Here is a 25,311-nt window from a genome sequence, read left to right on the forward strand (position 1 = left end):
ATGAACGGCGACCGTCGTCCGACGCTTGAGGCGGTCGCGGCCCTGGCAGGTGTCGGCCGGGGCACGGTGTCGCGGGTCATCAACGGCTCGCCGAAGGTGAGCGAGAGGGCTCGCGACGCCGTGCTGCGGGCGATCCAGGAGCTGGGTTACGTGCCCAACCGGGCGGCCCGCGCGCTGGTCACCCGGCGCACCGACACCGTGGCACTGGTCGTCTCGGAGTCGGAGCTGAGGGTCTTCGACGAGCCGTACTTCGCCGGGACCATCCGCGGCATCGGCTCGGCCCTGTCGGAGACCGGCCTGCAACTGATCCTCGCGATGGCGCAGTCGGCGCAGGAGCACGAGCGGCTGGAGCACTATCTGACCGGGCAGCACGTCGACGGGGTGCTGCTGATCTCCCTGCACGGCGCCGACCCGCTGCCGGGGCGGCTGGAGGCGATGGGCGTGCCGACCGTCATCGGCGGTCGGCCGGTCGGCCTCACCCCCTACAGCTACGTCGACGTCGACAACCGGGCCGGGGCCAGGCAGGCGGTCAAATACCTGCTGAGCAAGGGCCGCCGCCGGATCGCCACCATCGCGGGCACCCAGGACATGGGCGTGGGCGTCGACCGGCTCGCGGGCTACCGCGACGCGCTGATCGCGACCGGCGTGAGCGAGATGGTGACGTACGGCGACTTCAGCGAGGAGAGCGGCATGGCGGCGATGCACAGGCTGCTCGCCGAACACCAGGACCTCGACGCCGTCTTCACCGCCTCCGACCCGATGGCGCTGGGTGCGATGCGTGTGCTGCGCGAGGCGGGGAAGTCGATTCCCGGTGACGTGGCGGTGATCGGCTTCGACGACTCCCCCGCGGGGGCGCACTCCTCACCCGCTCTGACCACCGTGCACCAGCCCACCGAGTCGATGGGCCGGCAGATGGCCCATCTGCTCGTCGCCCGCATCAACGGCGAGCAGCTGGAGCAGCCGGTGGTCATACTGGACACCCACCTGATCGAGCGCGACTCCGCCTGACCTGCCCTTCAAGGGTCGGCGCCAACCTTCCTCCCCTGCCCGGCGCGCCGTGTTCAGGCCGTACCACCGTTCCCCAGCCGCGCCGAGGCAGGACGAGGTAGGACGAGGTAGGACAATGGACAGCAGGACGAAACGCCCGCTCACGCTCGCCCAGCTCGACGCGCTGGCGCGGCGGGCCCTGGGGGTCGGCCTCTCCTCCGGCACCGAGTCCGCCACCGAGCTCACCGGCGGCTTCGCCAACGCCGTGTGGCGGCTCACCCTGCTGGACGGGCGGGAGGTGGTCATGAAACTGGCACCGCCGCCCGAGCTGGAGCAGCTGCGCTACGAGCGCAACCTGTTGCGTACCGAGGCCACGGTCTACGGCCTGGCCGCTCAAGCGGGGATTCCGGTCCCCGAGCTGCTGCGCGCCGGGTTCGACGATCCGGTGCTGGGCGGCGACTACCTGGTCCTGTCCGTCCTCGACGGGGTGCCCTGGAGCCGGGCGAAACCGGCGGAGGCCGACCGGCGGGCCCTGCGCAGAGAGCTCGGCGGCCACCTGGCCAGGCTGCACGCGATCACCGGCGACGTCTACGGCTATCCGTACGCGGGCCTGACCGGGAGCACGTGGCGGGAGGCGTTCCTGGTGATGACCGATGCGATCCTGGCCGACGCGGGCCGCTACGCCACCCCGCTGCCGAGGCCGGTGTCCGAGATCGCGGCGGCGATCGAGGCGGGTGCGAGCGCGTTGGAGGAGGTCGTGACCCCCTGCCTCGTCCACTTCGACCTGGGGTCGGGCAACGTCTTCCTGACCCGCGACGAGACACCGCGCATCCAGGCGATCATCGACCACGAGCGGGCCTTCTGGGGTGACCCGCTCGCCGACTTCGTCGTCCCGACGATCTTCGGCGAGCTGGAGGAGTCCGATCCGATCGTCGCCGGATACCGCGACGCGGGCGGCGTCGTGGAGTTCACCGGCCCCGCCCGTACCCGGATGGTCCTCTACCGTCTCTACCTGGCGCTGATGATCCTGATCGAGAACGGCCCCCGCCGGTATCCGGAGAAGGAGTACGCCCCCCTGCGCGACCGCTGCGCCGCCGACGTGCTCGAAGCCCTCGACAAGCTCTCGGCGGCGCCGTGACCCGCGTCACTCGGGTGACCTGAACCGCTCGTCGCCGCCGACACGGGAAGGCACGGAGGGCATGGAAAGGCACGGACGGACACGGGAAGGCACGGACGGGCGGCGACTCGCGATCATCCGGGCCCTCCGACGAGGCGTCGTACGACGGCGAGCCCTTCGGGCGTACCGGGCCAGTGTCCTGCCAGCGCGTCCGGGCCCGCACGCCTGACGACCGACCGCAGGACGAAGGCGACGACGATCGCGTCGTCGGCGTAGCCGAGCACCGGGATGAAGTCGGGGATCAGGTCGATGGGCAGTGCCAGGTAGCCCAGCAGCAGCCACAGCCGGACCCGTACCCCGCGAGGCAGGCCGTCGTCGCGCGCGAGCCTGGCGACCAGGCGGAGCAGGTCGGGCAGCAGGCGCAACGCCTCCCCCAGGGCGCCGCCCCTGGGGCGCGCCATCACCAGGAAGACGGCGAGCACGAGCCAGAGCAACAGCATGCCCCCCGCGATCGCCGCGGCCACCTGCCAGACCTCGGCCACCTTGCTCACCTTCCTCGCTCTCACCGGTTCTCGCCGCCCGCGAACGCCTTCGCGCCGACGGCTCCGGGGCAGAGAGGCGGATATGACGGATATGGCCGAACCGGAGATCAGGATACGCGTGCCGGGAAGACGGGCCGAGGCGGAGAGCCCTGCTTCACCACTGTCGCCCCCGAACCTGTTTCCTTCTCCCGGATCCTGTGTCAGAATTTCACTAGGTGATGAATTATGCGGAGAAACACATGCGTGATCGCCGGGGGCGGCCCGGCGGGGGTGATGCTGGCGCTGCTGCTGGCCAGGGCCGGCGTCGAGGTGACGCTCCTGGAGAAACACGAAGACTTCCTGCGGGACTTCAGGGGTGACACCATCCACCCCTCGACCCTGCAGATCCTCGACGAGCTGGGGCTGGCCGAGGAGTTCCACCGGCTTCCGCACCGCAAGGCGTACACGATGGAGATCCGCACCGACGACGCCACGGTGCCGGTCGCCGACCTGAGGCGGCTCAAAGGCAGATATCAGTACATCGCCTTCGTGCCGCAGTGGGACTTCCTCGACCTGCTGACCACCGCCGCCGAGCGCTATCCGAACTTCCGCCTCATCATGAAGGCCGAGGTGTACGGGGTGATCCGCGAGGGTGACGCGGTGCGCGGGGTCCGCTACCGAGACCCCTCGGGCGAGCACGAACTGCGCGCGACCCTCACCGTGGCCGCCGACGGCCGCCACTCCGACGTACGCCGGGCCGCAGGCCTCGTCCCCGTCGAGCACAGCGCCCCCATGGACGTGGTCTGGTTCCGGCTGCCGCGCGAGCCCTCCGACCCCGACGAGACGTTCCTGCGGGTGTCCAACGGCCACATGATGGTGTCGATCAACCGCGAGACCTACTGGCAGCTCGCCTACCTGATCCCCAAGGGCGGCTTCGAAACCCTGCGCTCGGAGGGGATCGAGGCGCTGCGCGGGCCGGTCGCCAGGCTCCTGCCCTTCCTCGACGACCGGGCCGGACGGCTGCGGGACTTCGGGGAGGTCAGCGTGCTCTCGGTCGCGCTCAACCGGCTGCGCCGCTGGCACCGCCCCGGCCTGCTGGTCATCGGCGACGCCGCGCACGCCATGTCGCCGATCTTCGGCGTCGGCATCAATCTGGCCGTACAGGACGCGGTCGCCGCCGCGAACCTGCTGGCCGGGCCGCTCGCCTCCGGGGCCGAGATTCCCGAATCCCTGCTCGCCAAGATCCAGCGGCGGCGCACCCCGCCCACCATGATCACTCAGTTCGCCCAGCGCGTCGTCCAGAGCCGGCTCATCCGCCCGACGCTGAGCGAGCGCGGCCGGCCGGTGCGGCTACCGCGCGACATCTCCCGCCTTCCGCTCATCGGCTCGCTGGCCAGGCGTTTTGTCGGATTTGGCGTCCTCCAGGAGCATGTTTCCAGCCCCGAGGAATCTCACCAGGTATAAAGTCCTTCTCACTACGTGGACGATCGGGTCTGTTCCGACACCCGGTTGCAATAGCCTGGTATGTCGTGAGCATCAACCTCGAATCCTGGCGGCGGCTGCCCGCGGCACAGCAGCCCGAGTGGCCCGACCGTGGCGAGCTGGAGAAGGTCGTCACCGAGCTGAAGAGCCTCCCGCCCCTCGTCTTCGCGGGCGAGTGCGACAACCTCAAAGCCGACCTCGCGGCGGTGGCGCGGGGAGAGGCCTTCGTCCTCCAGGGCGGAGACTGCGCCGAGACCTTCGCCGGCGCCACCGCCGACGACGTGCGCAACAAGCTCAAGACGCTGCTCCAGATGGCCATCGTGCTGACCTACGCGGCGAAGGTCCCCGTGGTGAAGATCGGCCGGATGGCCGGGCAGTTCGCCAAGCCGCGCTCGAAGAACACCGAGATCCGCGACGGTGTCGAGCTGCCCGCATACCGGGGCGACATGGTCAACGGCTTCGAGTTCACCGCCGAGTCCCGCGTTCCCGACCCGTGGCGGCTGCTGCGGGCCTACCACTCCTCGGCGGTGACGCTCAACCTGGTCCGCGCCTTCACCAAGGGCGGTTACGCCGACCTGCGCCAGGTGCACGCCTGGAACCAGGACTTCGTGATCGAGTCCCCGGCCGGCAAGCGCTACGAGCAGCTCGCCCGCGAGATCGACCAGGCGCTCGCCTTCATGCGCGCCTGCGGGGCGGAGCCCGAGGAGTTCCACACCGTCGAGTTCTACTCCTCGCACGAGGCGCTGATCCTCGACTACGATCAGGCGCTCACCCGGATCGACTCGCGGACCGGCCGGCCGTACGACGTCTCGGCGCACATGGTCTGGATCGGCGAGCGCACCCGCCAGCTCGACGGCGCCCACCTGGAGTTCTTCGCCAGCATCCGCAACCCGATCGGCGTCAAGCTCGGCCCGACGACCAGCTCCGAGGACGCCCTCGCGCTGATCGAGAAGCTCAACCCCGACAACGAGGCCGGACGGCTCACCTTCATCACCCGGATGGGCGCGTCGAAGATCCGCGAGCACCTCCCCGAGCTGGTGGAGAAGGTGACCGCGAGCGGCGCCCAGGTGGCGTGGATCTGCGACCCCATGCACGGCAACACCTTCGAGGCACCCAGCGGTCACAAGACCCGCCGCCTGGACGACGTCCTGAACGAGGTGGCGGGCTTCTTCGAGGTGCACCGCGCGCTCGGCACCCACCCGGGCGGCGTCCACATCGAGTTCACCGGCGACGACGTCACCGAGTGCGTGGGCGGCGGCGCCGAGATCGTCGAGAACGACCTCGCCAGGCGCTACGAGACGGCCTGTGACCCGCGTCTCAACCGCGGCCAGTCACTCGACCTCGCCTTCCGGGTGGCCGAGCTCTACCGTTCGGTCTGATCTCACCGGCAGGTTCTGCCATCACGCGAAAGCCCCGCGCCATCGGTCTTCCTCCGGTGGCGCGGGGCTTTTCACGTGATCGGGAGCCGGGCATCAGCCCTTCTGCGCGCCCAGCTCGTTGGCGAGCTCGGCGCGGATCGCGTCCATGTCGAGCGCGCGAACCTGGCCGATGAGGTCCTCAAGGGCGGGCTCGGGCAGCGCGCCCGGCTGGGCGAAGACGACGATGCCATCGCGAATGGCCATGATCGTCGGAATCGAGGTGATCTCGAACCCCTGTGCGAGCGCCTGCTCGGCCTCAGTGTCGATCTTGCCGAACTTGATGTCGGTGTGCTTCGCCGACGACTTCTCGAAAATCGGCCCGAAGGTGCGGCACGGTCCGCACCAGGCCGCCCAGAAGTCCAGCAGGACGATCCCCTCGTCGGCGATGTCGTTGAAGTTCTTCTCGGTTACCTCGATGGTGGCCACCGGTGGCTCCTTCTGTCGTTCACGTCTGTATGGCTGGCATAACCACTTCCCCTCCCCGCGCATTCCATCCCGCCATCCCGCCGGGCATGCTCCTCGCACGGCCCGCACGGCCCGCACGCCTCCCGCCCGGCGTCGCGCGTCGCACCGGATCTCTCCTTTTCCCCGGAGTCGGAACCGGGGGCCGAGGGCGGGGGTCGGTCCCACGCCCCTCACCGGCCGGGCCGGGCCTGGCCTGGCCGGGTCATACGGCGAGACCTCCGCGGGGCGGCCCCGCGGAGGTCTCGCGTCAATGTGCCGTGGTCGCGATCAGTGCTTTCCACCGGTCAGCGTCAGTCCGATGATCACGGGGTCGTGGTCGGAGGAGCGGAACGCGTCGGGCTGGTAGAGGCTCGGCGGGTTGAACTCGGTGTTGTAGTCGAGGATCCGGCTCTCGTCGGCGTTGATGTGCCAGATCGTCGCGCTGGTCACGCGCTTGAGCAGGTCCTTGCCGACCAGGGCGTGGTCCAGCTCGCCGACCAGTCCGTCGAAGAGGTAGCTGTAGCGCAGCGGCGCCGGGACGAACCTCTTGGTCACGCTGGTCAGGCCCGCCGCCTCCAGGGTGTCGATCGGGTCCTCCTCGCCGTAGGCGTTGAGGTCGCCGAGGACGAGCGGGTTGGTCAGCTTCAGGCTGTCGATCAGGCCCAGCGTCGCCTGCGCCTGGCGGACGCGCTCGCCGTTGTAGCAGCTCTGCCCGTCACCCTGGTCGGCGTCGGGACCCACCGCCTGCGCGTCGCAGCCCTTGGACTTGAAGTGGTTGACCAGCACGGTGAAGGACTGGCCGCCCTGGACCCTGCGGAAGGTCTGGATCAGCGGAGGCCTGCGGAAGACCGGGTCGGTGGAGGAGCGCGCGGCCCCCACCGGCTCGACCCTGCCCGGCTTGTAGATGGCGGTCACGTGGATCAGGTCGGTGCCGGGATAGGGGTGGGTGATCGCCGCGTAGGTGCCGGCGCCGACCTCGGCGTTGAGCGCGTCGACCAGGGCCTGCACCGCGGTCTGGCCGTTGTTCTGGACCTCCATGAGACCGACGACGTCGGCGTTCATGCCCTTCAGCGCGGCGACGAGCTTGGCCAGCTGGCGCTGCTGCTCAGGGGCGTTGCTCGCACCGCGCGAGCCGAGGGTGGTGAACCAGTTGAGCGTGTTGAGGCTGGCCACCTTGACGTTGCCGATGACCGGGAACGGCGCGGGCAGGCGCGGGTTGGTCCGCAGGAAGTTGACCTGCTTGGTCGGCTGGAGGCGGTACTTGCCGAAGCCGTACCCCATCACACCGGTGACGCCGAGCGCGGTGTCACCAAGACGAACGGTGCGCGGGTCGGTGTAGGGGATCGTCGCCGGGTTCTCCACCGTGGAGCCGTCGTCCAGCAGCAGGGTGCGCCGCGCGTTCTTGGCGGCGTCCACTCCCGCCCGGTCGGTCGGCTGGAACACCCGCCCCCCGGAGGCGACGGTGACCTCGCCGTAGCGGCCCAGGTTGTAGTGGTCGTTGACGGTGAGCAGCTCGGGGAAGGCGACGAGCATGCTCTCGACGGGCTCGAAGGTCGCGCCCTCGGCGAGCGGCAGCTTCTGCTTGAGCGGGGTGATGGTGCCCTTTCCACAGACGTCCACCGCGGTGACCGGCGACAGCTCGGTCCAGCCGTTGAACTCGATGACCCTGCCGGTGACCAGGACACGGTCGCCGACCTTGACGTCCTTGAAGGTGTCGCGGGCGAAGGCGAACAGCCCCTCGGAGGTGGCCGGGTCGGAGTCGGGGGTCGGGTCCTGCAGGAAGAAGCCGCTGAGCTGCGTGCTCTTCTGGAGGTCGGCGGTCACGACGCCCTCGACGCGGACGGTCTGGCCCGCCAGCGGGCTGACGTCACCGCTCCCCTGCACCTGGGCGATCTGGTGGGTGACCGGAATCTCGCACGGCTCCCCCGTCGGCGTGGGCGTCGGGGTGGGGGTCGGCGTGGGCTCCACCGTCGGGGTCGGCGTGGGGGTGGGGGTCGGCTCGACGTCACCGCAGGGCGCGGGGGTGGTCGCCCGGTTGCGCGGCGCCGGGTCCCCTGTCTCCACGTCGTCACCGTTGACGTCGCTGTCGGCGCAGCCGTGGTCCTTGCGCAGGCCCGCCAGGGCGACCGCGAGGGCGGGGGCGGCGGTGCCCTCGAAGTAGTTGGCGCCGCCGTACCCGATCAGGTCGGCGATGAGTGCCGTCTGCTCCGGTGCGCAGGGAGCGGAGCCGCCGTTGCACGCCAGACCCGTGGCCGAGCGGACCAGGGCCACCTTGCCCGCGGTGCCGCTCAGGTTGATCGTTCCTGTGGTGTCCGCGGCGGGCAGCGGGGAGCCGTTGGCGCCTCCGGCCAGCTGGACCAGGTGGTACTGGCCGGGCGCGAGGGTGCCCGCCAGAGGGACGACCGGGTTGGCGCCGAAGTTGCCCGTACCGGTGGCGCTCGCGTACTGGACGGACCAGCCGTCCAGGGCGACGGGCGCGGCGCTGCGGTTGAACAGCTCGACGTAGTCGTTGGCGAGCGGCGCTCCGGCGTTGCCGCCACCGCCGTAGACCTGGCTGATGACGACGGTGCCCGGTTCCGCCAGGGCCGGGGATGAGGCGAGGGCCGCGACGCCGGTGGTGGCGAGGCCGACGGCCACGAGGGCGGCGAACGCCCGGGTTGAAGCACGCATGAACCGGAGCGTAAGGCTCCATGCATTGCTTATCACTCACATATAAGTGGATAGATAGTGAAATCCCGAATATTGACACTTCATGTCTATCCGACCCGGTCAGATATGGCTTTCCTTGACCTAGAAGTCGCTTGTCCCGGCGTTGACGGGTATCACTGGAATTATGAGAACTCTGGACGTGGGTTGGGTCACCTGCGCCGCCTCCCCCGAGTGTGCCGGATCCGCGCGGCAACCGTACGGGCGGTGCCTGGCACATCTGGACACCGCCGAGCTCGACGAGGTCGCCCGCGGCCTCTCCCCCGGTTCCGCCGTCGACCTGCGGGCCACCGTCGTCGGCAGGGATCTGCTGGAACGGATCCTCACCGCCACCCGAGGGCGCCTGGGCCGGGCCCGGTTCGACTGGGCGACCTTTCCCGAGAGCGTACGGTTCGGCGACATCACGTTCGGCGGGGACGTCTCCTTCGACCACGCGCACTTCCGGCGTCTCGCCTCGTTCTTCAACGCCCGTTTCGCACGCAACGCCTCCTTCAGGGAGGCGAGGTTCGACCGGGGGTTGTCCCTGCACGGCGTCGCCGTCACCGGGCACGCGGCCTTCGACCGGGTCTCCATCGACGGTGACGCCCTGTTCGGGGCCGCCCTCTTCGACCGGACCGCGTCCTTCGAGTGCGCCGACTTCCATGGCTTCGTCACCTTCGACGGCACCGGCTTCGCGGGTGATGCGACCCTGCGAGGATGCAGGTTCCGCCGTACGGTGTCCTTCCGCAAGACGAGCTTCGGCGGGCTGGCCGGGTTCGACGGCGCGCGTTTCTCCGCGGGCGGCTACCTGGCCCCGATCTCGGTCGGCCGCCACCTCACCCTCGCCGGGGCGTGGGCGGGCAAGGGGCTCGACGTGACCACGGGCGGGTGCTCGGTGGACCTGCGGCGCCTGGAGGTGGGCGGGCGGTTGAACGTCCGGCTCGACGACGCCGAGGCCGACCTGGAGGGGGCGACCCTGCGCGGCCCCGCCACGGTGCGGGGCCGGGACGGCGCCAGGGTGACCTCGCTGCACGAGGTGGACGCCGAGGAGCTGGAACTCGCCGACCTGGATCTCAGCACCTGCCTCTTCACCGGCATCCGCCATCCGGAAGGACTCAGGATGAGCGGCTGCGCGCTCGCCGTCGTCCCGCGCGGGACGCGCTGGTGGTCCCTGTGGCGCTCCCCCGACCACGGGTGAGAGCTTTTCGCGCGGCCGGACGGCCCACCGGGGTCCGGCCGTGCGGACCCGGGAGCGGGAAAGGGCGGGGAGCCGTGACGGTCAGCAGGTCGTTCGGGGGCTCTCACCCGGATCGGCTCCCGTCAGGAAGGCCGTGACGTCCTCCGCGAACCGCCCGCTGCGGAAGGCTCCCAGGTGGCCGAGGCCCGGATAGGTGATCAGGCGGCCGTCACGGACCCCCTCGGCGGTCCGCCTGAAGAGTTCGACCGGGTAGTCCAGATCTCTCTCACCGCCGATGACCAGGGTGGGGGCGGCGACGTCGGCGAGACGGCCGGTCAGATCGAACCTCTCCTCGGCGCGGGCGAAGGCGAGCATGTCGCGAGGGTCGTCGGGGCGCGCCAGCGGGTCCAGCAGCCACAGCAGCGCCCCGGCGAGGGCCTGTCCCGCGGGCGAGGCGGCGGCCGTGACCGCCTGGTGCTGCAGGCCGCGCCGCCCGGCGGCGACCGCCTCGGTGTAACGGCGCTGGAGCCGTCGGACGCGTGGCGTGAGCCTGCAGGCCGCCCCCGCCACGACCAGCGTGCGGACCGCGTCCGGACGGTCGGCCGCCATTTGCAGCGCCACCGAACCTCCCGACGACAGGCCCATCACGTCGACGGGTCCGCCGAACCGCGCGTGCAGGGCATCGGCGTGCCGGGCGGCGATGTCGGCCATGGTGGTTCCCTCGGCCATGCCGGGAGCACGGCCGACGGCGTACAGCCGGAAGTGGCGGGCCAGCGGGGCCAGCACCCGCAGTTCCAGGCCGCGCGCCAGTCCGGTCGGGTTGGCGTGGGCGGGGGTGAACCAGCGCAGCACGACGAGCGGCGCGCCATCGCCGAGGGCGTAGTACGGCAGGCCGCCCGCCAGCGTGCCCTCACGCACCTCAAGATCCTTGATCCTCACGACGAGCCCCTCCCTCCCACCGGTGCCGCTGGGTTCGAGCGTATTCGCAGGTGGGCGTGGGCCGCCTCGGGGTCTTCTCAGGGGCCTCCCCGATGCGCGGGTTCCGGACGGGAGACCAGGATGGGAGACGCGTACCCTGGATGGAAATCGGGCGACTGGAGAGCACATGGCAGGCACCGGGGTCATCGAGGATTACGTGACCGGGCTCAGCCGCACTCTCAGGGGTCCTCGGAGACCGAAGCTCGACATGATCGCCGAGGCGCGCGACAGCCTGCTCGACACCGCCGAGGCACTGGAGGGCGAGGGCCTGAGGCGTGAGGAGGCCGAGCGGGCCGCGGTCGAGGAGTTCGGGACGATCCGCGAGATCGCGCCCGGCTACCAGGAGGAGCTGTCCAACTCGGCGGGCCGGAGGCTCGCGGCCCTGCTGTTCGTCACCGTGCCGCTCACCACGGTCATGTGGAGCGTGATCTGGAAGATCTTTCCCGCCGCCCCGGCGTACGAGACCATGCCTGACTGGTTCGTCCCGGTCGCCCGTGGCGTGGACCTGCTCCAGATGCTCACCGGCGTGATCGGCGGGGTCGCACTGTTCGCGCTGGGCAGAGGGCTGCGCAGGATCAGGCGGCCCCGGCTCGTCACCCGGGCCCTGGCCGTGTTCGTCTGGGCCATGCTGCCGGTCATGCTCGTGCTGTGCGGGGCGCTGATGTTCGGCTCACGCGGCTCGGCCGGGTTCGGCGACTATCCGCCGGGGATCGTCGCGTCGCTGATGAGCTACGTGTTCTGGCTCACGCAGCTGTACTGCGCCTCCCGCTGCCTGAGTGTCACCCGGCGCGGCCCCGTCCCCGTGACCGCCTGAGAGCCGGCTCGGGAGGGCGTCAGCGGGTGGTGCGCGGTTCCAGGACGCTGCCGATCACCCCGGCGAACTCCCGCCAGGCGGAGCGCTCGCCGGCGAGGGCCGTACGCCCCGAGGAGGTGAGCCGGTAGGTGCGCCGCTTGCGCCCGCCCACCGTGGCCCACTCACTGGCCAGGTATCCGGCCTGCTCCAGCCGCCGCAGCGCCGGGTAGACCGTGCCCGTCGGCACGTTCAGCGCGCCGCCGCTGCGCGCCTGGAGCGCCTCGATGATCGCGTAACCGTGCAGCGGCTCGTGCTCCAGCACGGAGAGCAGCAGGGCGTCCATGTGACCGCGGAGCGCGTCGGTGTTCATCCGGTCGCCTCCGCCCACCGGGCGGATCCCGTCTCACCGCACCCGGCGGTTCGTTCACTTCGCTGGCTCACGTCGTCAGCCTACCTCTCGTATAGGCATGCTACATGTAGGCGTTCTACATGTAGCATGCCTATAGGTAGACAGACATAACAATGGAGGTGAGACCGTGGACGTGCTCGACCTGGCCCGGACGCAGTTCGCCGTGACAGGAAGCCTCCACTTCCTGTTCGTCGTGCTGACCCTGGGCCTGGCCCCCCTGATCGCGATCATGCACACCCGCTACGCCGTCACCGGAAAGCCGGTCCACGAAAGGGCGACCCGCTTCTGGGGCCAGATCTACGTGATCAACTACGCGCTCGGCATCCTCACCGGACTGGTGATGGAGTTCCAGTTCGGCATGAACTGGAGCGGCCTGTCGCACTACGCCGGGGACGTCTTCGGCGCGCCGCTCGCGATCGAGACACTCGGCGCCTTCTTCCTGGAGTCCACCTTCCTGGGGCTGTGGATCTTCGGCTGGCACCGGCTACCGAAATGGCTCCACGTGGCGTGCATCTGGGTGGTGACGCTGACCGCCTACGCCTCCGCCTTCTGGATCATGGTGGCCAACTCGTTCCTGCAGAACCCGGCGGGAGCCGTGGAAGGGGACGGCCACCTCGTCCTGACCGACTTCGGCGCGCTGCTCACCAACCCGACGCTCACCATGGCGCTGCCGCACGTGCTCGGCGCGGGCCTGTGGACCGGCGGTTTCGTGCTGATGGGTGCGAGCGCGTACCAGCTGTTCCGGCGCACCGCCGAGCGGGAGTTCTTCACGAGCTCGCTCCGCACCGGAGTGATCACCTCCCTCGTCGGCTCGCTGATCACGGTCGGCTTCGGCTACGCCCAGTTCGGCCCGCTCTCCCTGTTCCAGCCGGACAAGTTCGACGACGGGGGCCTGGCCGCATGGGCGCTCGGCCTCATGATCGCGATCGGCCAACTGCTCCAGTTCTTCGTCATGCTGGTGCTGGCGCCGACCGTGTACTGGCTGCCGCGCTGGCGCTGGGCACACCCCCTGCTGATCGCGATCACCCCGCTGCCGTTCGTGGCGGCGATCCTGGGCTGGCTGGCGCGGGAGTCCGGCAGGCAGCCCTGGATGATCAACGGCAGGCTGACCGTCGCCGACGCCATGTCCCCCGGCCTCACCTCCCAGATGGTCAGCGTCTCGCTCATCGCCTTCGGCGGCGTGCTCGCCCTGCTCGCGGTGATCGACTACGTGCTGATCGCCCGCACCGTACGGCGCGGACCCGCCGCCACCACCCTCGGCGCGGACGCACCGGCCGACCCCACCGAGCGCGCGCACGCGCTCAGCCACTAGGGAGACAGACCGTGGACATCCTCTGGCTCGGCGTGTTCGCCCTCCTGCTGATCGGCTACTTCGCCCTGGAGGGCTTCGACATCGGCCTGGGCATGCTGTTGCCCGTACTCGGCAGGACGAGGAGGGACCGGGACGAGATCGTCGCCGCCATGGCGCCGTTCGTCCTGGCCAACGAGGTGTGGCTGGTGGCCGTGGCGGGCGTGCTGTTCGGCGTCTTCCCCTCGATCGAGGGAGACGTGCTGTTCGGCCTCTACCCGCTGGTGGTCTCCCTGCTGGTGTCGTGGATCGTGCGCGACGCCGGGCTCTGGTTCCGCCGCCGCGCCGACGGGGGCGCGTGGCGGACGACCTGGGACTGGGCGATCGTCGCCGGCTCGTACGGTCTCGCGCTGAGCTGGGGCATGGCCCTGGTCGCGGTGGCCGGCGGCCTGACGGGGTCCCCGATCAGCCTGCCGGGACTGGTCGGCGGGCTGGTGGTCGCCGCGCTGCTCGCCTTCCACGGCTGGACGTTCGCCTCGTGGCGGCTGCCCGGACAGGTGACCGGCGCGCGCCGCACCGGACGGGCGCTCCTGCTCTCCGCGTGCGCCGCCGCGGCGCCCGTCGCGGTGCTGCTCGCCGTACTCGCCCCCTGGCTGCTCGACCGCACCGCGCCCGCCGGGACGCTGAGTGTGTTGAGTGTCATGATTCTGCCCTTCGCACCGGTCATGGTGGCTGCGCAAGTATGGGTATGGCGGACGTTCGGTCCCGGGCGCGCCGCCTCCGATCGGGTTCCCTCGTTCTTCTGAGCTCTCTAGGGTTGGCATGCACAAGGATCTTGTACGGCTGGCACTGGGCGAGCGGGCCGTCCGCCGCCACCTGGCCCTGTGCCTGGCCGCCGCCGTCCTGACCGGGCTGCTCGTCCTCGTCCAGGCGGAGCTGCTCGCCGGGGTGCTGTCCGGACGGTTCACGGCCCCGGCCCTGATCCTGCTGGCGCTCGTCGCCGGCATCCGGGCGCTGCTCACCCTGGGGCAGGGGATCGCCGCCGGGCGCATGACCACCGGGGTGAAGTCCGCCCTGCGACACCGCCTGCTGGCGCGGCTGCGGGATCTGGGTCCCGTCAGGCCCGCCTCGCAGCGCTCGGGCGAACTGGTGACCCTGACCGGCCGGGGCCTGGACGCCCTCGACCCCTACCTGTCGGGCTACCTGCCGGCGGTGGCGGTCGCGGGTGTCGTGCCGATCGCGGTGCTCGTCCGGCTGTTCACCGCCGACCTGGCCAGTGCGGTGATCGTACTGGTCACGCTGCCGCTCATCCCGATCTTCGGGGCACTGGTCGGCATGCACACCAAGGCCGTGACGGAGCGCCAGTGGAAGGCCCTGTCCCGCCTCGGCGGGCACTTCCTGGACGTGGTCAGGGGCCTTCCCACGCTGCGGGCCTTCGGCAGGGCCCGCTACCAGGCCGAGGTGATCCGGCGGGTGGCCGACGCCCACCGGGCCGCGACGATGCGCACGCTGCGGGTGGCGTTCCTGTCCTCGCTCGTCCTTGAGCTGGCCGCGTCCCTGTCGCTCGCCCTGGTCGCCGTCCCGGTGGGCCTGCGGCTGCTTTCCGGCTCCCTGGACCTGTCGACCGCGCTGCTGGTCCTGCTCCTGGCCCCGGAGGCGTACCTGCCGCTGCGCACCATGGGCGGCAGGTTCCACGCGGCGATGGAGGGCGTCGCCGCCGCCGACGAGGCGTTCGCCGTCCTCGACGGCGAGGCGGGAGCCCCGAGGGCGACGGGGGCCGCGGGAGCCACGGCGGTCTCGGCGGTCACGGCGGTCACGGCGGTCACGGCGGTCACGGCGGTGGGGCCCGCGCGCGGCGGGCGGGCGGGAACGCGTCCGGCGGAGGAATCCCCGCCGGAGGCGGAGTCCGCAGCGGGGAGGGCGCCGGAGATCCGGCTGGAGCATGTCACGGTGCGCTACCCCGACCGCGAGGAGGCCGCGCTGCGGGACGTGTCGCTGGTGATCGCCCCCGGCGAGCGGGTGGCCCTGGTCGGCGAGAGCGGTGCGGGCAAGAGCACCCTGCTCCACCTGCTGCTCGGCTTCGTCACCCCCACCGAGGGCCGGGTGCTCGTCGACGGCGCCGAGATCGGCGACCACGACTCCTGGCGGGCGCGCCTGGCGTTCGTCCCCCAGCGCCCGCACCTCTTCGCCACCTCGGTGGCCGACAACATCAGGCTCGGTGCCCCCGGTGCGACGATCGAGGAGGTCGGGGTCGCGGCGCGGGCCGCGCAGGCGGAGGAGTTCATCCTGGCGCTGCCCGAGGGCTACCACACGGTGCTCGGCGAGCGCGGGACGAACCTGTCGGCCGGGCAGCGGCAGCGGGTCGCGCTCGCCCGCGCGTTCTGCCGCCCGGAGGCCGACCTGCTCCTGCTGGACGAGCCGACCGCGCGGCTCGACGGCCGCAGCGAGGGCGCGGTCGTGAACGCGACCCGCGAGCTCGCCGAAGGCCGCACCGCCGTGATCGTCGCCCACCGGCCCGCGATGATCGACCTGGCCGACCGGGTGATCCGGATCGCCGACGGCCGGGTGGTGGCCGGGGAGAGACCTCCGGCGGGGACACGAGAGGAGGTCTCTCCGTGACCGATGTCAGCCAGATCCCGACGGGCCGGACGGACGGGGAGCGGACGGAGGCGCGACCGGTGGACCGGGCGGGCGGACGACCGGTGGGCCGGTCCGGCGGGCGGCTCGCCCTCGCCGCGGCTGCGGGGGCGGCGGCCGAGCTGGCCGGGCTCGGGCTGATCGGGTCCGCCGCGTGGCTTATCACCAGGGCCGCCGAGCAGCCGCCGCTCGCGGCGCTGAGCGTGGCGATCGTCGGGGTCAGGGCGTTCGCGACGACCAAGGGCGTCTTCCGCTACGGGGAGCGGCTGGCCGGTCACGACGTGGCGCTGCGGGCCCAGGCGACGACCAGGGAGCGGCTCTACCGGGCGCTCATCCCCACAGGATCGCCGAAGCAGCGGGGGGCCGACCTGCTCAGCCGCATGGTCGACGACACCGACGCGGTACAGGACCTGCTCGTACGCTGCCTGCTGCCGGCGCTGGCGGCGCTGGTCACCGGCGTGGCCGCGGTGGTGATCGGCCTGTTCCTGCTCCCGGTGGCGGCATTGGCGCTCCTCGCCGGGCTGCTGGTGGCCGGGGTGCTGATCCCGGCGGGCACGGCCGCCGCCGCGCGGCGCTGGTCGGCGCGGATCGCCCCGGCACGGGCCGACCTGGCCACCCGGGTCGCCGATCTGGTGCACGGGGCCGCAGACCTCGCCGCCTACGGGGCGGACGAGCGGGCACTCGCCGCCGCCGCCGAGACCGACGCCCGGCTGGCGGCGCTGGAGCGCAGGCAGGCGCGGGCGAACGCGGTGGCCTCGGCCCTGGGCATGCTCACCCAGGGACTGACCGTGACGGCCGTCGTGCTGCTGGCGGGAAGCTCGGGGGCGGGTTCGGTGACCACCGCGGTGCTCGCGCTGGTCTCGCTGGTGTCCTTCGAGCCGGTACTGCCGATGGCCGCGGCCGGGGAGCGGCTGACCGGGGTGCTCGCCGCCCTGCGCCGCCTGCGGGAGGTGGGCGCGACCCCTCCGGCGGTGACCGAGCCGTCCGTCCCGCTCCCTGTCCCCGGCGGGCCTCCGACCGTCGAGATCGAGAACCTGGTGGTCCGGCACGACACCGGCCTCGCCCCCGCCCTGGACGGCGTCAGCCTCACCCTCACCCCCGGCAGGCGCGTCGCCCTGGTCGGCCCCAGCGGTGCCGGCAAGAGCAGCCTGCTGTCGGCCCTGATGCGCCTGGTCGAACCCGAGTCGGGGACGATCAAGGTTGGCGGGGTGGACGTCCGGGAGCTCGCCTCCGACGACGTGCGGCGGGTGATGACCGGGCTGACGCAGGATCCGTACGTGTTCCAGACCTCGCTGAGGGACAACCTGCGGCTCGCGGGCCCGGAGGCCGGCGAGGAGGAGCTGGCCGAGGCGGTGCGGCGGGCACGCCTGGACCGGTGGGTGGAGCGCACCGGCTGGGACGCGACGCTCGGAGAGGACGGGCGTACGGTGTCCGGTGGCCAGTTGCAGCGGCTGGCGCTGGCGCGGGCGCTGCTGCACGACCCGCCGGTGCTGCTGCTCGACGAGCCCGCCGAGGCCCTGGACGAGACGACGGCGGACGCGCTCATGGCCGACCTCCTGGACGCCACCCACGGCCACACGACGCTGCTCGTCACGCACCGGCTGCGCGGGCTGGAGCGGGTGGACGAGATCGTCGTACTGGAGAACGGGTCGGTGACGCAGCGGGGCACCCACCGGGAGCTGGTCTCCTCTCCCGGCTACTACCGTGACCTGTGGCGCTCGGAGGCGCTCACCGCCGGCCGGTGACGCCTGCCCACCCGCCGCCCGTTTCTCCTCTCCGGCCGGAGCGAAACAAGTGATCTTGGCCGATTGGACGAACAATTCACCACTCTTAGGAAAACCAGACGAATTACATCTCCCTCAACCTGTCGTACCGTCGCGGTAACCACGCAGGAGGGCTGGCCCGTGTCCGTTGAGCTCCACCACCGCGCCGTCGTCGCGGACACCCACAATGATCTGCTGATGGCGGTCACCGCGCGTCCGCCGGACCGCTGGGCGTCGTTCTTCGTGCGCGAGGCGCTGCGGAACGTGACTCCCCCGTGCTGCGAGCAGGACTACGGCGCCGATCCCTTCGCGGCCCTGCCGGGACTGTCGGGACTGTCGGGCACCAGCGGGCTGCCCCTGGTCACCGACGCCCTGCTCAAGCACGGCTTCGCCGACGAGGAGATCACGAAGATCATCGGCGGCAACGTACACCGGCTGTTCCGCGCCGAACTGGGACGAGCACGATGAACCTGGACGTCATGCTCGAGGACCTGGAGGAGCTCGTCGCGTGCGAGTCGTTCTCCGCCGACCACGAGGCGGTTGCCCGTAGCGCCCGGGTGGTCGCCGACCAGGGGTTCAGGAGGCTCGGCGCACGCGCCGAGACGATCGTGATCGACGGGGTCACCCACCTGCGGTGGACCTTCGGCACACCTCGGGTCCTGCTGGTCGGCCACCACGACACGGTCTGGCCGCTCGGGACGCTCGCCGAGCGCCCCTGGTCGGTGAGCGGCGGGATCGCCCGGGGCCCCGGGGTGTTCGACATGAAGGCCGGGCTGGTGCAGGCGTTTCACGCACTCGCCGCGCTGCCCTCGCCGGACGGGGTGTGCGTGCTGGTCACCGGCGACGAGGAGGTCGGTTCACCGTCCTCACGCGCGCTGATCGAGGAGTCGGCACGCGGCCTCGCGGCCGCGTTCGTGCTGGAGGCGAGCGCCGACGGCGGAGCGCTCAAGACGGCACGCAAGGGAACGTCGCTCTACGAGCTCGTGGTGCGCGGAACGGCCTCGCACGCCGGCCTGGAACCGGAGAAGGGGGTGAACGCGGGGATCGAGCTGGCCCACCAGATCCTCGCCGTCACCGGGATCGCCGACCGGGTGAACGGTGCTCCCCATGCCGTGACGACGGCGGAGACGTCGCCCGCCGCGACGCGCGGGCTGCCCCTGCTCCACGATCCGCGGCCGGGCTCCACGGCACCGGGGACGCCATCCGGCGGGCCCGGCGGCCTGGGCCGGACCACCGTCACGCCCACGGTGCTGTCGGCGGGGACCACGGTCAACACCGTGCCCGCGCTGGCCCGCCTGTCGGTGGACGTGCGGGTGCCCACACTCGCCGCGCAGGAGCGGGTGGACGAGCTGATGAGGGCACTGTCCCCCCGGCTCGCCGGGACCCGGCTGGAGGTGACGGGCGGCCCGAACCGCCCTCCCCTGGAGGAGGCCTCGTCGGCCGGACTGTTCGCCGTCGCCCAGCGGATCGCCGACGGCCTCGGGCTCGCCCCGCTCATCGGTGTCGGAGTGGGCGGAGCCTCCGACGGCAACTACACCGCCGGAGCCGGCTGTCCCACCCTCGACGGGCTGGGCGCGGTGGGCGGCGGCGCCCACGCCGACGGTGAGCACGTGGTCGTGGCCGAGATGCCCGGCCGTACGGCGCTGCTGGCCGGCCTGCTCCGGGCGACGCTCGGATGAACGGCGTGATACTGCGCGAGCTGCGCTCCATCGAGGAGATGGAGGAGGTCTTCCGGCTGTTCGACGGCATCTGGCACCCCGATCCCGGCGGGGAGCCCATCACCGTCGAGCTGATGCGGGCGCTGTCACACGCGGGCAACTACGTCACCGGCGCCTACCAGGGCGATCGGCTGGTGGGCGCCTCGGTCGGCTTCCTCGCCGCCCCGGCCGGGCAGGTGCTGCACTCGCACGTCACCGGCGCCGCCGTCGGGCGCGGCATCGGATTCGCGCTCAAGTCGCACCAGCGCCGCTGGGCACTCGACCGGGGCCTGGATCGCATCACCTGGACCTACGATCCGCTGGTGCGCCGCAACGCCCACTTCAACCTGGTCAAGCTCGGTGCCCGTCCCGAGGAGTACCTGCCGTCCTTCTACGGCGTGATGGAGGACGCGATCAACGCGGGCGACGAGTCCGACCGGATGCTCACCGTCTGGCGGCTGGCCGAGCCGCAGGTGCTCGCCGCCGTACGGGGCGAGCCGCACCGGCCGAAGATCCCGTCGGACGTGGTGACCGCACTGGCCGAACGCGACGGCCGACCGGTCCCGGGAAGGACCGACGCCCGGGCGCTGCTGGTCGCGATACCGGCCGACATCGAGGCGCTGCGCCGCACCGATCCCGGCGCGGCCAAGTCATGGCGCCACGCCGTGCGCGACGTGCTCGGCTCACTGATGGGAGAAGGCGCCCGGGTGACCGGGTTCACCACCAAGGGCGACTACCTCGTGGAAAGGGCGCCCGGGTGACCGGGTTCACCACCAAGGGCGATTGCCTCGTGGAGCTGACCGGGTTCATCGCGAGGGCCGCCACCCGGTGGAGCTGCGCCGCTGAGTGTCCCGATCTGCGAGGCTCGCGGCGGAGGCTCCGGAGACGTCCGGCGGGGCGCGCGGAGAAGGACGCGGCGCGAGCCGCGCGACAATCGTGGAACGGGTCGCCTGACCGGCGGCGCTAGAGGAGGGAGACGCGGCGGAGGCCGCACATCGTCATGAAGATCACTGGAATCGAACTGCGGCGGATCAAAATGCCGCTGGTCGCCCCCTTCCGCACCTCGTTCGGCACCGAGACCGAACGCGACGTCCTGCTGCTGCGCGTCGTCACCCCCGACGCCGAGGGCTGGGGCGAGTGCGTGGCCATGTCCGACCCGCTCTACTCCTCCGAATACGTCGACGGCGCCGCCGACGTCCTGCGCCGTTTCCTCATCCCCGCCCTGCCCGCCCACGTCGACGCCCACGGCGTGAACCGCGCCCTGCGCCCTTTCAAGGGCCATCGCATGGCCAAGGCGGCCCTGGAGACCGCCGTCCTGGACGCCGGGCTCCGCACCTCCGGCGAGTCCTTCGCCTCCTTCCTCGGCGCGGAGGCCGACCGTGTGCCCTGCGGAGTGTCGGTCGGCATCATGGACTCCGTCCCCCGGCTCCTCGACGCCGTCGCCGGCTACCTCGACGAGGGCTACGCCCGGATCAAACTGAAGATCGAACCGGGCTGGGACCTCGCCCCCGTCCGCGCCGTCCGCGAACGCTTCGGCGACGACCTTCTCCTGCAGGTCGACGCCAACGCCGCCTACACCCTCGCCGACGCCCCCCACCTGGCCAAACTCGACCCCCTGAACCTGCTGCTCATCGAGCAGCCCCTCGCGAACGACGACATGGTCCAGCACGCCCGGCTCGCCACGAAGATCACCACTCCCGTCTGCCTGGACGAGTCCATCGAGTCGGCCGAGCACGCGGCCGCCGCCATCACCCTGGGCGCCTGCTCGATCATCAACGTCAAGCCCGGCCGCGTCGGCGGCTACCTCGAGGCGCGACGCATCCACGACCTCGCCCGCGCCCACGGCGTCGCCCTGTGGTGCGGCGGCATGCTGGAGACCGGGATCGGCCGCGCGGCCAACCTCGCCCTCGCCGCGATGCCCGGCTTCACGCTGCCCGGCGACACCTCCGCCTCGCGCCGCTACTACGCCACCGACATCACCGCCCCCTTCGAGCTGGACGAAGGGCATCTGGAGGTCCCCACCGGGCCCGGCATCGGTGTCGCCCCCGTCCCCGCGATCCTGGACGAGGTCACCGTCTCCACCGAATGGATCACCGTCTGAAGCGTTCCCCACCTCGGCGAGAACCCAGGTGGAGCCGGTCGTGGCGAGCGCCGCGGCCGGTTCCCCCTTCTCGTCGCCTTCCACGGCGCGGCCGGTCTTCGGCCTCGCCCGTCCGGAACGGGAGAGGCGGAGGACCGGCCTCTCTCAGCCGCGCCTGAGGCGGGGCACCGCCTCAGGCAGGGACCGGGTGTAGTCGTCCCTGGGCGACCCCACCACGTCCTCGGTCGCCCCCATCTCGACCAGCCTGCCCCGGTGCATCACCGCGACGATGTCGGAGACGTACCGGACCACGGCGAGGTTGTGCGAGATGAACAGGGGCGCCGAGTACGGCCACCGCTCCTGCTTTTCTCATCGGGACTCAAGAGAGGTGGGGTGATGCCCCACAGTTGCCTTTTCCCGGCGCTCCTTCTTCGTCCTCTGTCACGAAAAGACCGGGATACATCGTGCTATAGCCCGAAGAGCCGCATCTGGAGCACCACGGTGGGCCTGCGTCGGAATCGGCCAGATCCAGGCCACTGATCTCGACGAGTCGCTTCAACCGTTGACGCGCTCTCCGGCCTGAAGGGCCGGGGATTCAGTCCATGCCGTGTCATGCGGCACCTCTGTGGCTTCCTGCTTCATCGGCATCCGCCACCGCGAGCGGTGGTCTTACGTCACCTCCACAGGCGTTTAACGTCTCCGCCTCCCGCCGCCTCCCGGCGGCGGGTTTCCGTCCAGCGGCGACGGTCCGTCGGCCCTCGGCCAGGATGTTGCGTGCGGCGTTGACGTCACGGTCATGGACCGCCCCGCACGGGCACATCCACGATCGGACGTTCAGCGGTAGGGCGGTGGCGACGGTGCCGCACTGTGAACACATCTTGGAGGAGGGGAACCATCGGTCGATCTTGGCGAAGGTGCGGCCGTAGCGTTTCGCCTTGTACTCCAGCATCCCGACGAAGGCCGACCAGCCCGCGTCATGGACACTCTTGGCCAGCCGGGTGCGGGCCAGGCCCTTCACCGACAGGTCCTCCACGTAGATCGCTTGGTTGTCACCGATCAACTGGGTGGAGAGCTTGTGGGCGAAGTCCCGGCGCGCATCGGTCACCCGGGCATGCGCGCGGGCGACCTTGACGACGGCCTTGGCGCGGTTGTTCGACCCCTTCGCCTTACGGCCGAGGGCTTTCTGCGCCTTGCGGAGCTTCTTCGCCGCGCGCCGCAGGAATCGAGGGTTGTCGATCTTCCGGCCGTCGGACAGTACCGCGAAGTGGGTGAGCCCCAGGTCGACGCCGACCTCGGACGCCGTCTCGGGCAGCGGCTCCTCAGTGGTCTCGACCGCGAACGAGGCGAAGTACCGCCCGGCCGCGTCCTTGATCACCGTCACCGACGAGGGCTCGGCGGGCAGCGAACGCGACCAGCGCACCACCACCTCGCCGATCTTCGGCAGGCGCAACCTCCCGCCCGCCGTGACCGCGAACCGGGCATTGCGGGTGAACCGGATCGCCTGGCGGTTGTCCTTGCGCGACCGGAACCGGGGCAAGCCGACCTTGGGCCCCTGGCGCTTACCGGTGATCGAGGCGAAGAAGTTGCGGTACGCGGTGTTCAGATCGGCCAGCGCCTGCTGAAGAACCACGCTGGAAACCTCGCCCAGCCATGCCCGCTGCGGCGTCGCCTTCGCGGCGGTCAGACGCCGGGACAGCTCCGCGTCGCCCAGGTAGGCCAAACCTGCCCGGTGGGCGTCCTGGCGGGCGCGCAGCCCGTCGTTGAACACCACCCGCGCGCACCCGAACGCCCGCGCCAGCGCCTGACACTGAGCGGCGTCCGGGTAGAGCCGGTAACGGTAACGAAGCTGCACGGCACCGATGGTTCCATGACGGAACGTATGAGTGTTCGAGAACTCCGCGACCAGTTGGGACACCAGATCGGCGCCGCTCCCTTCACCGGCGAACCCACCATCGTGGAGCGGCACGGAGAGCCCCGCGTCGTCCTGGTGTCCTACACCTAGACGAGTAAGTCCGAAGTGCGGGGACCGTGTTTCGCCGAGCATCGACCCGCAGATCAACTGCCGTGGATGGCGTCGAATTCACCGCGGGTGATCGCCAGGACCCGCACTGACTGCCCGTAGGCCGGGACTACCGTCTCCCGCTCCTGGCGCATGCCCAGCTTCGTCATAACGCGGGCGGACGCGTGGTGATCGGCGTGGCAGATACTAATGATCCGATCCAGGCCCGCCTCGGCGAATCCGAAGCGCAGTACCTCTCCGGCCGCCTCAGTGGCGATACCCCGGCCCCAGAAACGCCGTCCCAGACGCCAACCGATCTCCACAGCCGGCAGAACTTCGGGAAGGAAGCCAGGGACCGTCAGCCCCACCCAGCCGACCAGTTCCCCGGTCTCGCGCAGCTCCACGGCGAATATTCCGAAGCCACGCTCGTCCCACTCCCGTTCCATGAACGCGAGTGCGGCGGCGGTCTGCTCCTTGCTGCGGACCGAGCCATCACCGATGAAGCGCATGACCTCCGGATCTCCGTCGATCGCGGCCAGCGGCTCCAGATCCTCCTCACGCCAGCGGCGCAGCACCAGCCGCTCGGTTCTCACTCCCATCACGATCGATTTCCCCTCAGTCGGACTGCCTTCAGGCATCCGGTCCCGCAGACACAGCGAGGGCGCCCAGGATCCTGTTGTGACGCAAGATCTGAACACCCTCTTGACCGCACTATATGTGAAGATCGACGACGGGATCGGAGGAAGCCGGTGGATGGGCAGACCGCCCTTGCTCAGCGACTCCGAACTCGTTTGCCTGGCGGTGGCCCAGGCTCTGCCTGGGCCACCGCTCCGAGGCCCGCTGGCTACGCTTCGCCCGCACGCACCTGTCCGGCATGTTCCCGTACCTGCCGCAGCAGTCGGGATACAACAAACGCCTGCGCGCGGCGTTTCCCCTGGTCAAGCGGATGATCCGGAAACTGGCCATGGACAGCGACTTCTGGTTCGACAATCACTGGATCACCGATTCCACGCCGGTGCCGTGCGGGATGTCGCGCCCGACGGTGCAGCGCTCCGCCCTGGCCGGCTGGGCCGGCTGCAGCCGGGTGCCGTCTTGGGTGAGTCCTCCGGCGACGAGCATCCGGCCGAAGCGGACCAGTTCGCGCGGGGCCAGGCACATGGTCGAGCCCGCGGGGGCGTTGGAGCGCGGCATGTGCCAGGTGGGGTGGACCGTCCCCTCTGGACCGACGTGACCGGCCGCCACCCTGAACAGGACGGCCTCCTCGGGCAGCAGCGCCGAGTGCGCGGCACCGAGCGGGTCCAGCAGGCGTTCGCGCATCGCCTGTTCCCAGGTGGTGCCGCGTACCCGTGCGACCAGGGCACCGAGCACGCAGTATCCGGCGTTGCAGTAGGAGAAGAGGGCTCCGGGCTCGTGCACGTGACCCGCGCCGCGCAGAAAGTCCACGTACCTGTCCAGGCAGTCGTCTCCGCGCCCGGTGTCCTCGAACACGTCGCCGTCGAAGCCGCCGGTGTGGGTGAGCAGGTGCCTGACGGTGATGACCTTCTCCGCGCCGTCGGCGACGGCGAACTCCGGCAGGTATTCGCGGACCGGCCGGTCCAGCTCGATCAGCCCTTCGTCGACGAGCTGCATCACCAGGGCCGCGGTCCAGACCTTGGTGGTGGAACCGACCTGGAAGACGCTGTCGGCCGTGGTCCGCACGCCGGTGTTCCTGTTCACCACCCCGGTGGCGGCCTCCACGAGTTCGCCGCCCGCCCAGATCGCGAGCGCCGCACCGGGCACGCCGTGCCGCCGCGCCGCCTCGTCGAGGCGCTCTCGCAGGTTCTCGGACATCCCGGC

The 25,311-nt window shown here is 71.1% G+C and carries 24 protein-coding genes and 1 pseudogene; 16 read left to right on the forward strand and 9 right to left on the reverse strand.

The window, feature by feature from the left end; all coding sequences use genetic code 11:
* Together AB0B96_RS07005 and AB0B96_RS07010 are read left to right on the forward strand one after the other, a co-directional pair.
* Positions 1-1,008 carry a LacI family DNA-binding transcriptional regulator gene (locus tag AB0B96_RS07005; protein ID WP_350943623.1) on the forward strand — a complete coding sequence of 336 codons (1,008 nt, stop codon included), beginning with the start codon at positions 1-3 and terminating at the stop codon, positions 1,006-1,008.
* Between the two features lie 115 nt (positions 1,009-1,123).
* Positions 1,124-2,125: a phosphotransferase gene (locus AB0B96_RS07010; RefSeq protein WP_362896982.1), complete on the forward strand. Its 1,002-nt coding sequence runs from the start codon at positions 1,124-1,126 to the stop codon at positions 2,123-2,125.
* A 113-nt stretch (positions 2,126-2,238) separates the two neighbouring features.
* On the opposite strand, the gene AB0B96_RS07015 is transcribed toward AB0B96_RS07010, so the two are convergent.
* On the reverse strand, positions 2,239-2,670 hold the full coding sequence (locus AB0B96_RS07015) for a YkvA family protein (protein ID WP_362896983.1): 432 nt from the start codon (positions 2,668-2,670) through the stop codon (positions 2,239-2,241).
* Positions 2,671-2,871: 201 nt separating this feature from the next.
* Between AB0B96_RS07015 and AB0B96_RS07020 the strand changes: the two genes are divergently transcribed.
* Together AB0B96_RS07020 and AB0B96_RS07025 are read left to right on the forward strand one after the other, a co-directional pair.
* Positions 2,872-4,089, forward strand: a complete 1,218-nt coding sequence (locus AB0B96_RS07020; protein WP_362896984.1) for an FAD-dependent oxidoreductase — start codon at positions 2,872-2,874, stop codon at positions 4,087-4,089.
* 65 nt (positions 4,090-4,154) lie between these two features.
* Entirely contained in the window at positions 4,155-5,486 is a 1,332-nt protein-coding gene (locus AB0B96_RS07025) for a class II 3-deoxy-7-phosphoheptulonate synthase (protein ID WP_362896985.1), read from the forward strand.
* Between the two features lie 93 nt (positions 5,487-5,579).
* Here the strand turns inward: AB0B96_RS07025 and trxA are convergent, their stop codons facing one another.
* Both trxA and AB0B96_RS07035 read right to left on the reverse strand, forming a co-directional pair.
* A complete protein-coding gene (gene trxA, locus AB0B96_RS07030; RefSeq protein ID WP_344748620.1) occupies positions 5,580-5,951 on the reverse strand; it encodes a thioredoxin in 372 nt (123 codons plus the stop codon).
* 306 nt (positions 5,952-6,257) lie between these two features.
* A complete protein-coding gene (locus tag AB0B96_RS07035) occupies positions 6,258-8,639 on the reverse strand; it encodes an ExeM/NucH family extracellular endonuclease (RefSeq protein ID WP_362896986.1) in 2,382 nt (793 codons plus the stop codon).
* Positions 8,640-8,802: 163 nt separating this feature from the next.
* Here AB0B96_RS07035 and AB0B96_RS07040 point away from each other — a divergent pair, with 163 nt between their 5' ends.
* The gene (locus AB0B96_RS07040) at positions 8,803-9,852 is read left to right on the forward strand and encodes a pentapeptide repeat-containing protein (protein WP_362896987.1); all 1,050 of its coding nucleotides are present in this window, start codon (positions 8,803-8,805) and stop codon (positions 9,850-9,852) included.
* An 81-nt stretch (positions 9,853-9,933) separates the two neighbouring features.
* Here AB0B96_RS07040 and AB0B96_RS07045 read toward each other — a convergent pair whose 3' ends face one another.
* On the reverse strand, positions 9,934-10,770 hold the full coding sequence (locus tag AB0B96_RS07045) for an alpha/beta hydrolase (protein WP_362896988.1): 837 nt from the start codon (positions 10,768-10,770) through the stop codon (positions 9,934-9,936).
* Positions 10,771-10,936: 166 nt separating this feature from the next.
* Here AB0B96_RS07045 and AB0B96_RS07050 point away from each other — a divergent pair, with 166 nt between their 5' ends.
* Positions 10,937-11,623 carry a permease prefix domain 1-containing protein gene (locus tag AB0B96_RS07050; RefSeq protein ID WP_362896989.1) on the forward strand — a complete coding sequence of 229 codons (687 nt, stop codon included), beginning with the start codon at positions 10,937-10,939 and terminating at the stop codon, positions 11,621-11,623.
* 19 nt (positions 11,624-11,642) lie between these two features.
* Here AB0B96_RS07050 and AB0B96_RS07055 read toward each other — a convergent pair whose 3' ends face one another.
* On the reverse strand, positions 11,643-11,972 hold the full coding sequence (locus AB0B96_RS07055) for a helix-turn-helix transcriptional regulator (protein ID WP_329083327.1): 330 nt from the start codon (positions 11,970-11,972) through the stop codon (positions 11,643-11,645).
* Positions 11,973-12,138: 166 nt separating this feature from the next.
* Here AB0B96_RS07055 and AB0B96_RS07060 point away from each other — a divergent pair, with 166 nt between their 5' ends.
* The 8 genes from AB0B96_RS07060 (at position 12,139) to menC (ending at position 21,497) form a co-directional block, all read left to right on the forward strand.
* Positions 12,139-13,323, forward strand: coding sequence for a cytochrome ubiquinol oxidase subunit I (locus AB0B96_RS07060; protein ID WP_362896990.1), 1,185 nt, complete (start codon positions 12,139-12,141; stop codon positions 13,321-13,323).
* A gap of 11 nt (positions 13,324-13,334) precedes the next feature.
* On the forward strand, positions 13,335-14,105 hold the full coding sequence (locus AB0B96_RS07065) for a cytochrome d ubiquinol oxidase subunit II (RefSeq protein WP_362896991.1): 771 nt from the start codon (positions 13,335-13,337) through the stop codon (positions 14,103-14,105).
* Positions 14,106-14,121: 16 nt separating this feature from the next.
* Positions 14,122-15,918, forward strand: coding sequence for a thiol reductant ABC exporter subunit CydD (gene cydD / locus AB0B96_RS07070; RefSeq protein ID WP_362896992.1), 1,797 nt, complete (start codon positions 14,122-14,124; stop codon positions 15,916-15,918).
* The gene (cydC, locus tag AB0B96_RS07075) at positions 15,915-17,681 is read left to right on the forward strand and encodes a thiol reductant ABC exporter subunit CydC (RefSeq protein ID WP_362896993.1); all 1,767 of its coding nucleotides are present in this window, start codon (positions 15,915-15,917) and stop codon (positions 17,679-17,681) included. The genes cydD and cydC overlap by 4 nt, the downstream gene beginning before the upstream one ends.
* 159 nt (positions 17,682-17,840) lie before the next feature.
* The gene (locus tag AB0B96_RS07080; RefSeq protein ID WP_362896994.1) at positions 17,841-18,167 is read left to right on the forward strand and encodes a membrane dipeptidase; all 327 of its coding nucleotides are present in this window, start codon (positions 17,841-17,843) and stop codon (positions 18,165-18,167) included.
* On the forward strand, positions 18,164-19,378 hold the full coding sequence (locus AB0B96_RS07085; protein WP_362896995.1) for a M20 family metallopeptidase: 1,215 nt from the start codon (positions 18,164-18,166) through the stop codon (positions 19,376-19,378). The genes AB0B96_RS07080 and AB0B96_RS07085 overlap by 4 nt, the downstream gene beginning before the upstream one ends.
* Entirely contained in the window at positions 19,375-20,157 is a 783-nt protein-coding gene (locus tag AB0B96_RS07090) for a GNAT family N-acetyltransferase (protein WP_362896996.1), read from the forward strand. The genes AB0B96_RS07085 and AB0B96_RS07090 overlap by 4 nt, the downstream gene beginning before the upstream one ends.
* A gap of 239 nt (positions 20,158-20,396) precedes the next feature.
* Positions 20,397-21,497 (forward strand): o-succinylbenzoate synthase, encoded by a 1,101-nt coding sequence (gene menC, locus AB0B96_RS07095; protein WP_362896997.1) that lies wholly within the window; start codon positions 20,397-20,399, stop codon positions 21,495-21,497.
* 144 nt (positions 21,498-21,641) lie between these two features.
* Here the strand turns inward: menC and AB0B96_RS07100 are convergent, their stop codons facing one another.
* Both AB0B96_RS07100 and AB0B96_RS07105 read right to left on the reverse strand, forming a co-directional pair.
* Entirely contained in the window at positions 21,642-21,788 is a 147-nt protein-coding gene (locus AB0B96_RS07100) for a hypothetical protein (protein WP_362896998.1), read from the reverse strand.
* A gap of 298 nt (positions 21,789-22,086) precedes the next feature.
* Positions 22,087-23,328, reverse strand: coding sequence for an RNA-guided endonuclease TnpB family protein (locus AB0B96_RS07105; protein WP_362896999.1), 1,242 nt, complete (start codon positions 23,326-23,328; stop codon positions 22,087-22,089).
* Positions 23,329-23,355: 27 nt separating this feature from the next.
* Between AB0B96_RS07105 and AB0B96_RS07110 the strand changes: the two genes are divergently transcribed.
* Complete coding sequence (locus tag AB0B96_RS07110; RefSeq protein WP_362897000.1) at positions 23,356-23,478, forward strand: hypothetical protein; 123 nt, start codon at positions 23,356-23,358, stop codon at positions 23,476-23,478.
* A 53-nt stretch (positions 23,479-23,531) separates the two neighbouring features.
* On the opposite strand, the gene AB0B96_RS07115 is transcribed toward AB0B96_RS07110, so the two are convergent.
* Positions 23,532-24,074 carry a GNAT family N-acetyltransferase gene (locus tag AB0B96_RS07115; protein WP_362897001.1) on the reverse strand — a complete coding sequence of 181 codons (543 nt, stop codon included), beginning with the start codon at positions 24,072-24,074 and terminating at the stop codon, positions 23,532-23,534.
* 154 nt (positions 24,075-24,228) lie between these two features.
* Here AB0B96_RS07115 and AB0B96_RS07120 point away from each other — a divergent pair.
* Positions 24,229-24,550, forward strand: a pseudogene (locus AB0B96_RS07120) (IS982 family transposase); the annotation flags it as partial.
* On the opposite strand, the gene AB0B96_RS07125 reads toward AB0B96_RS07120, so the two are convergent.
* Positions 24,466-25,305, reverse strand: coding sequence for a serine hydrolase domain-containing protein (locus tag AB0B96_RS07125; protein ID WP_362897002.1), 840 nt, complete (start codon positions 25,303-25,305; stop codon positions 24,466-24,468). The pseudogene AB0B96_RS07120 and the gene AB0B96_RS07125 sit on opposite strands and share 85 nt — an antisense overlap.
* Positions 25,306-25,311: the final 6 nt, after the last annotated feature.

Source organism: Streptosporangium sp. NPDC049046 (assembly GCF_040649155.1).
Taxonomy (GTDB): Bacteria; Actinomycetota; Actinomycetes; order Streptosporangiales; family Streptosporangiaceae; genus Streptosporangium.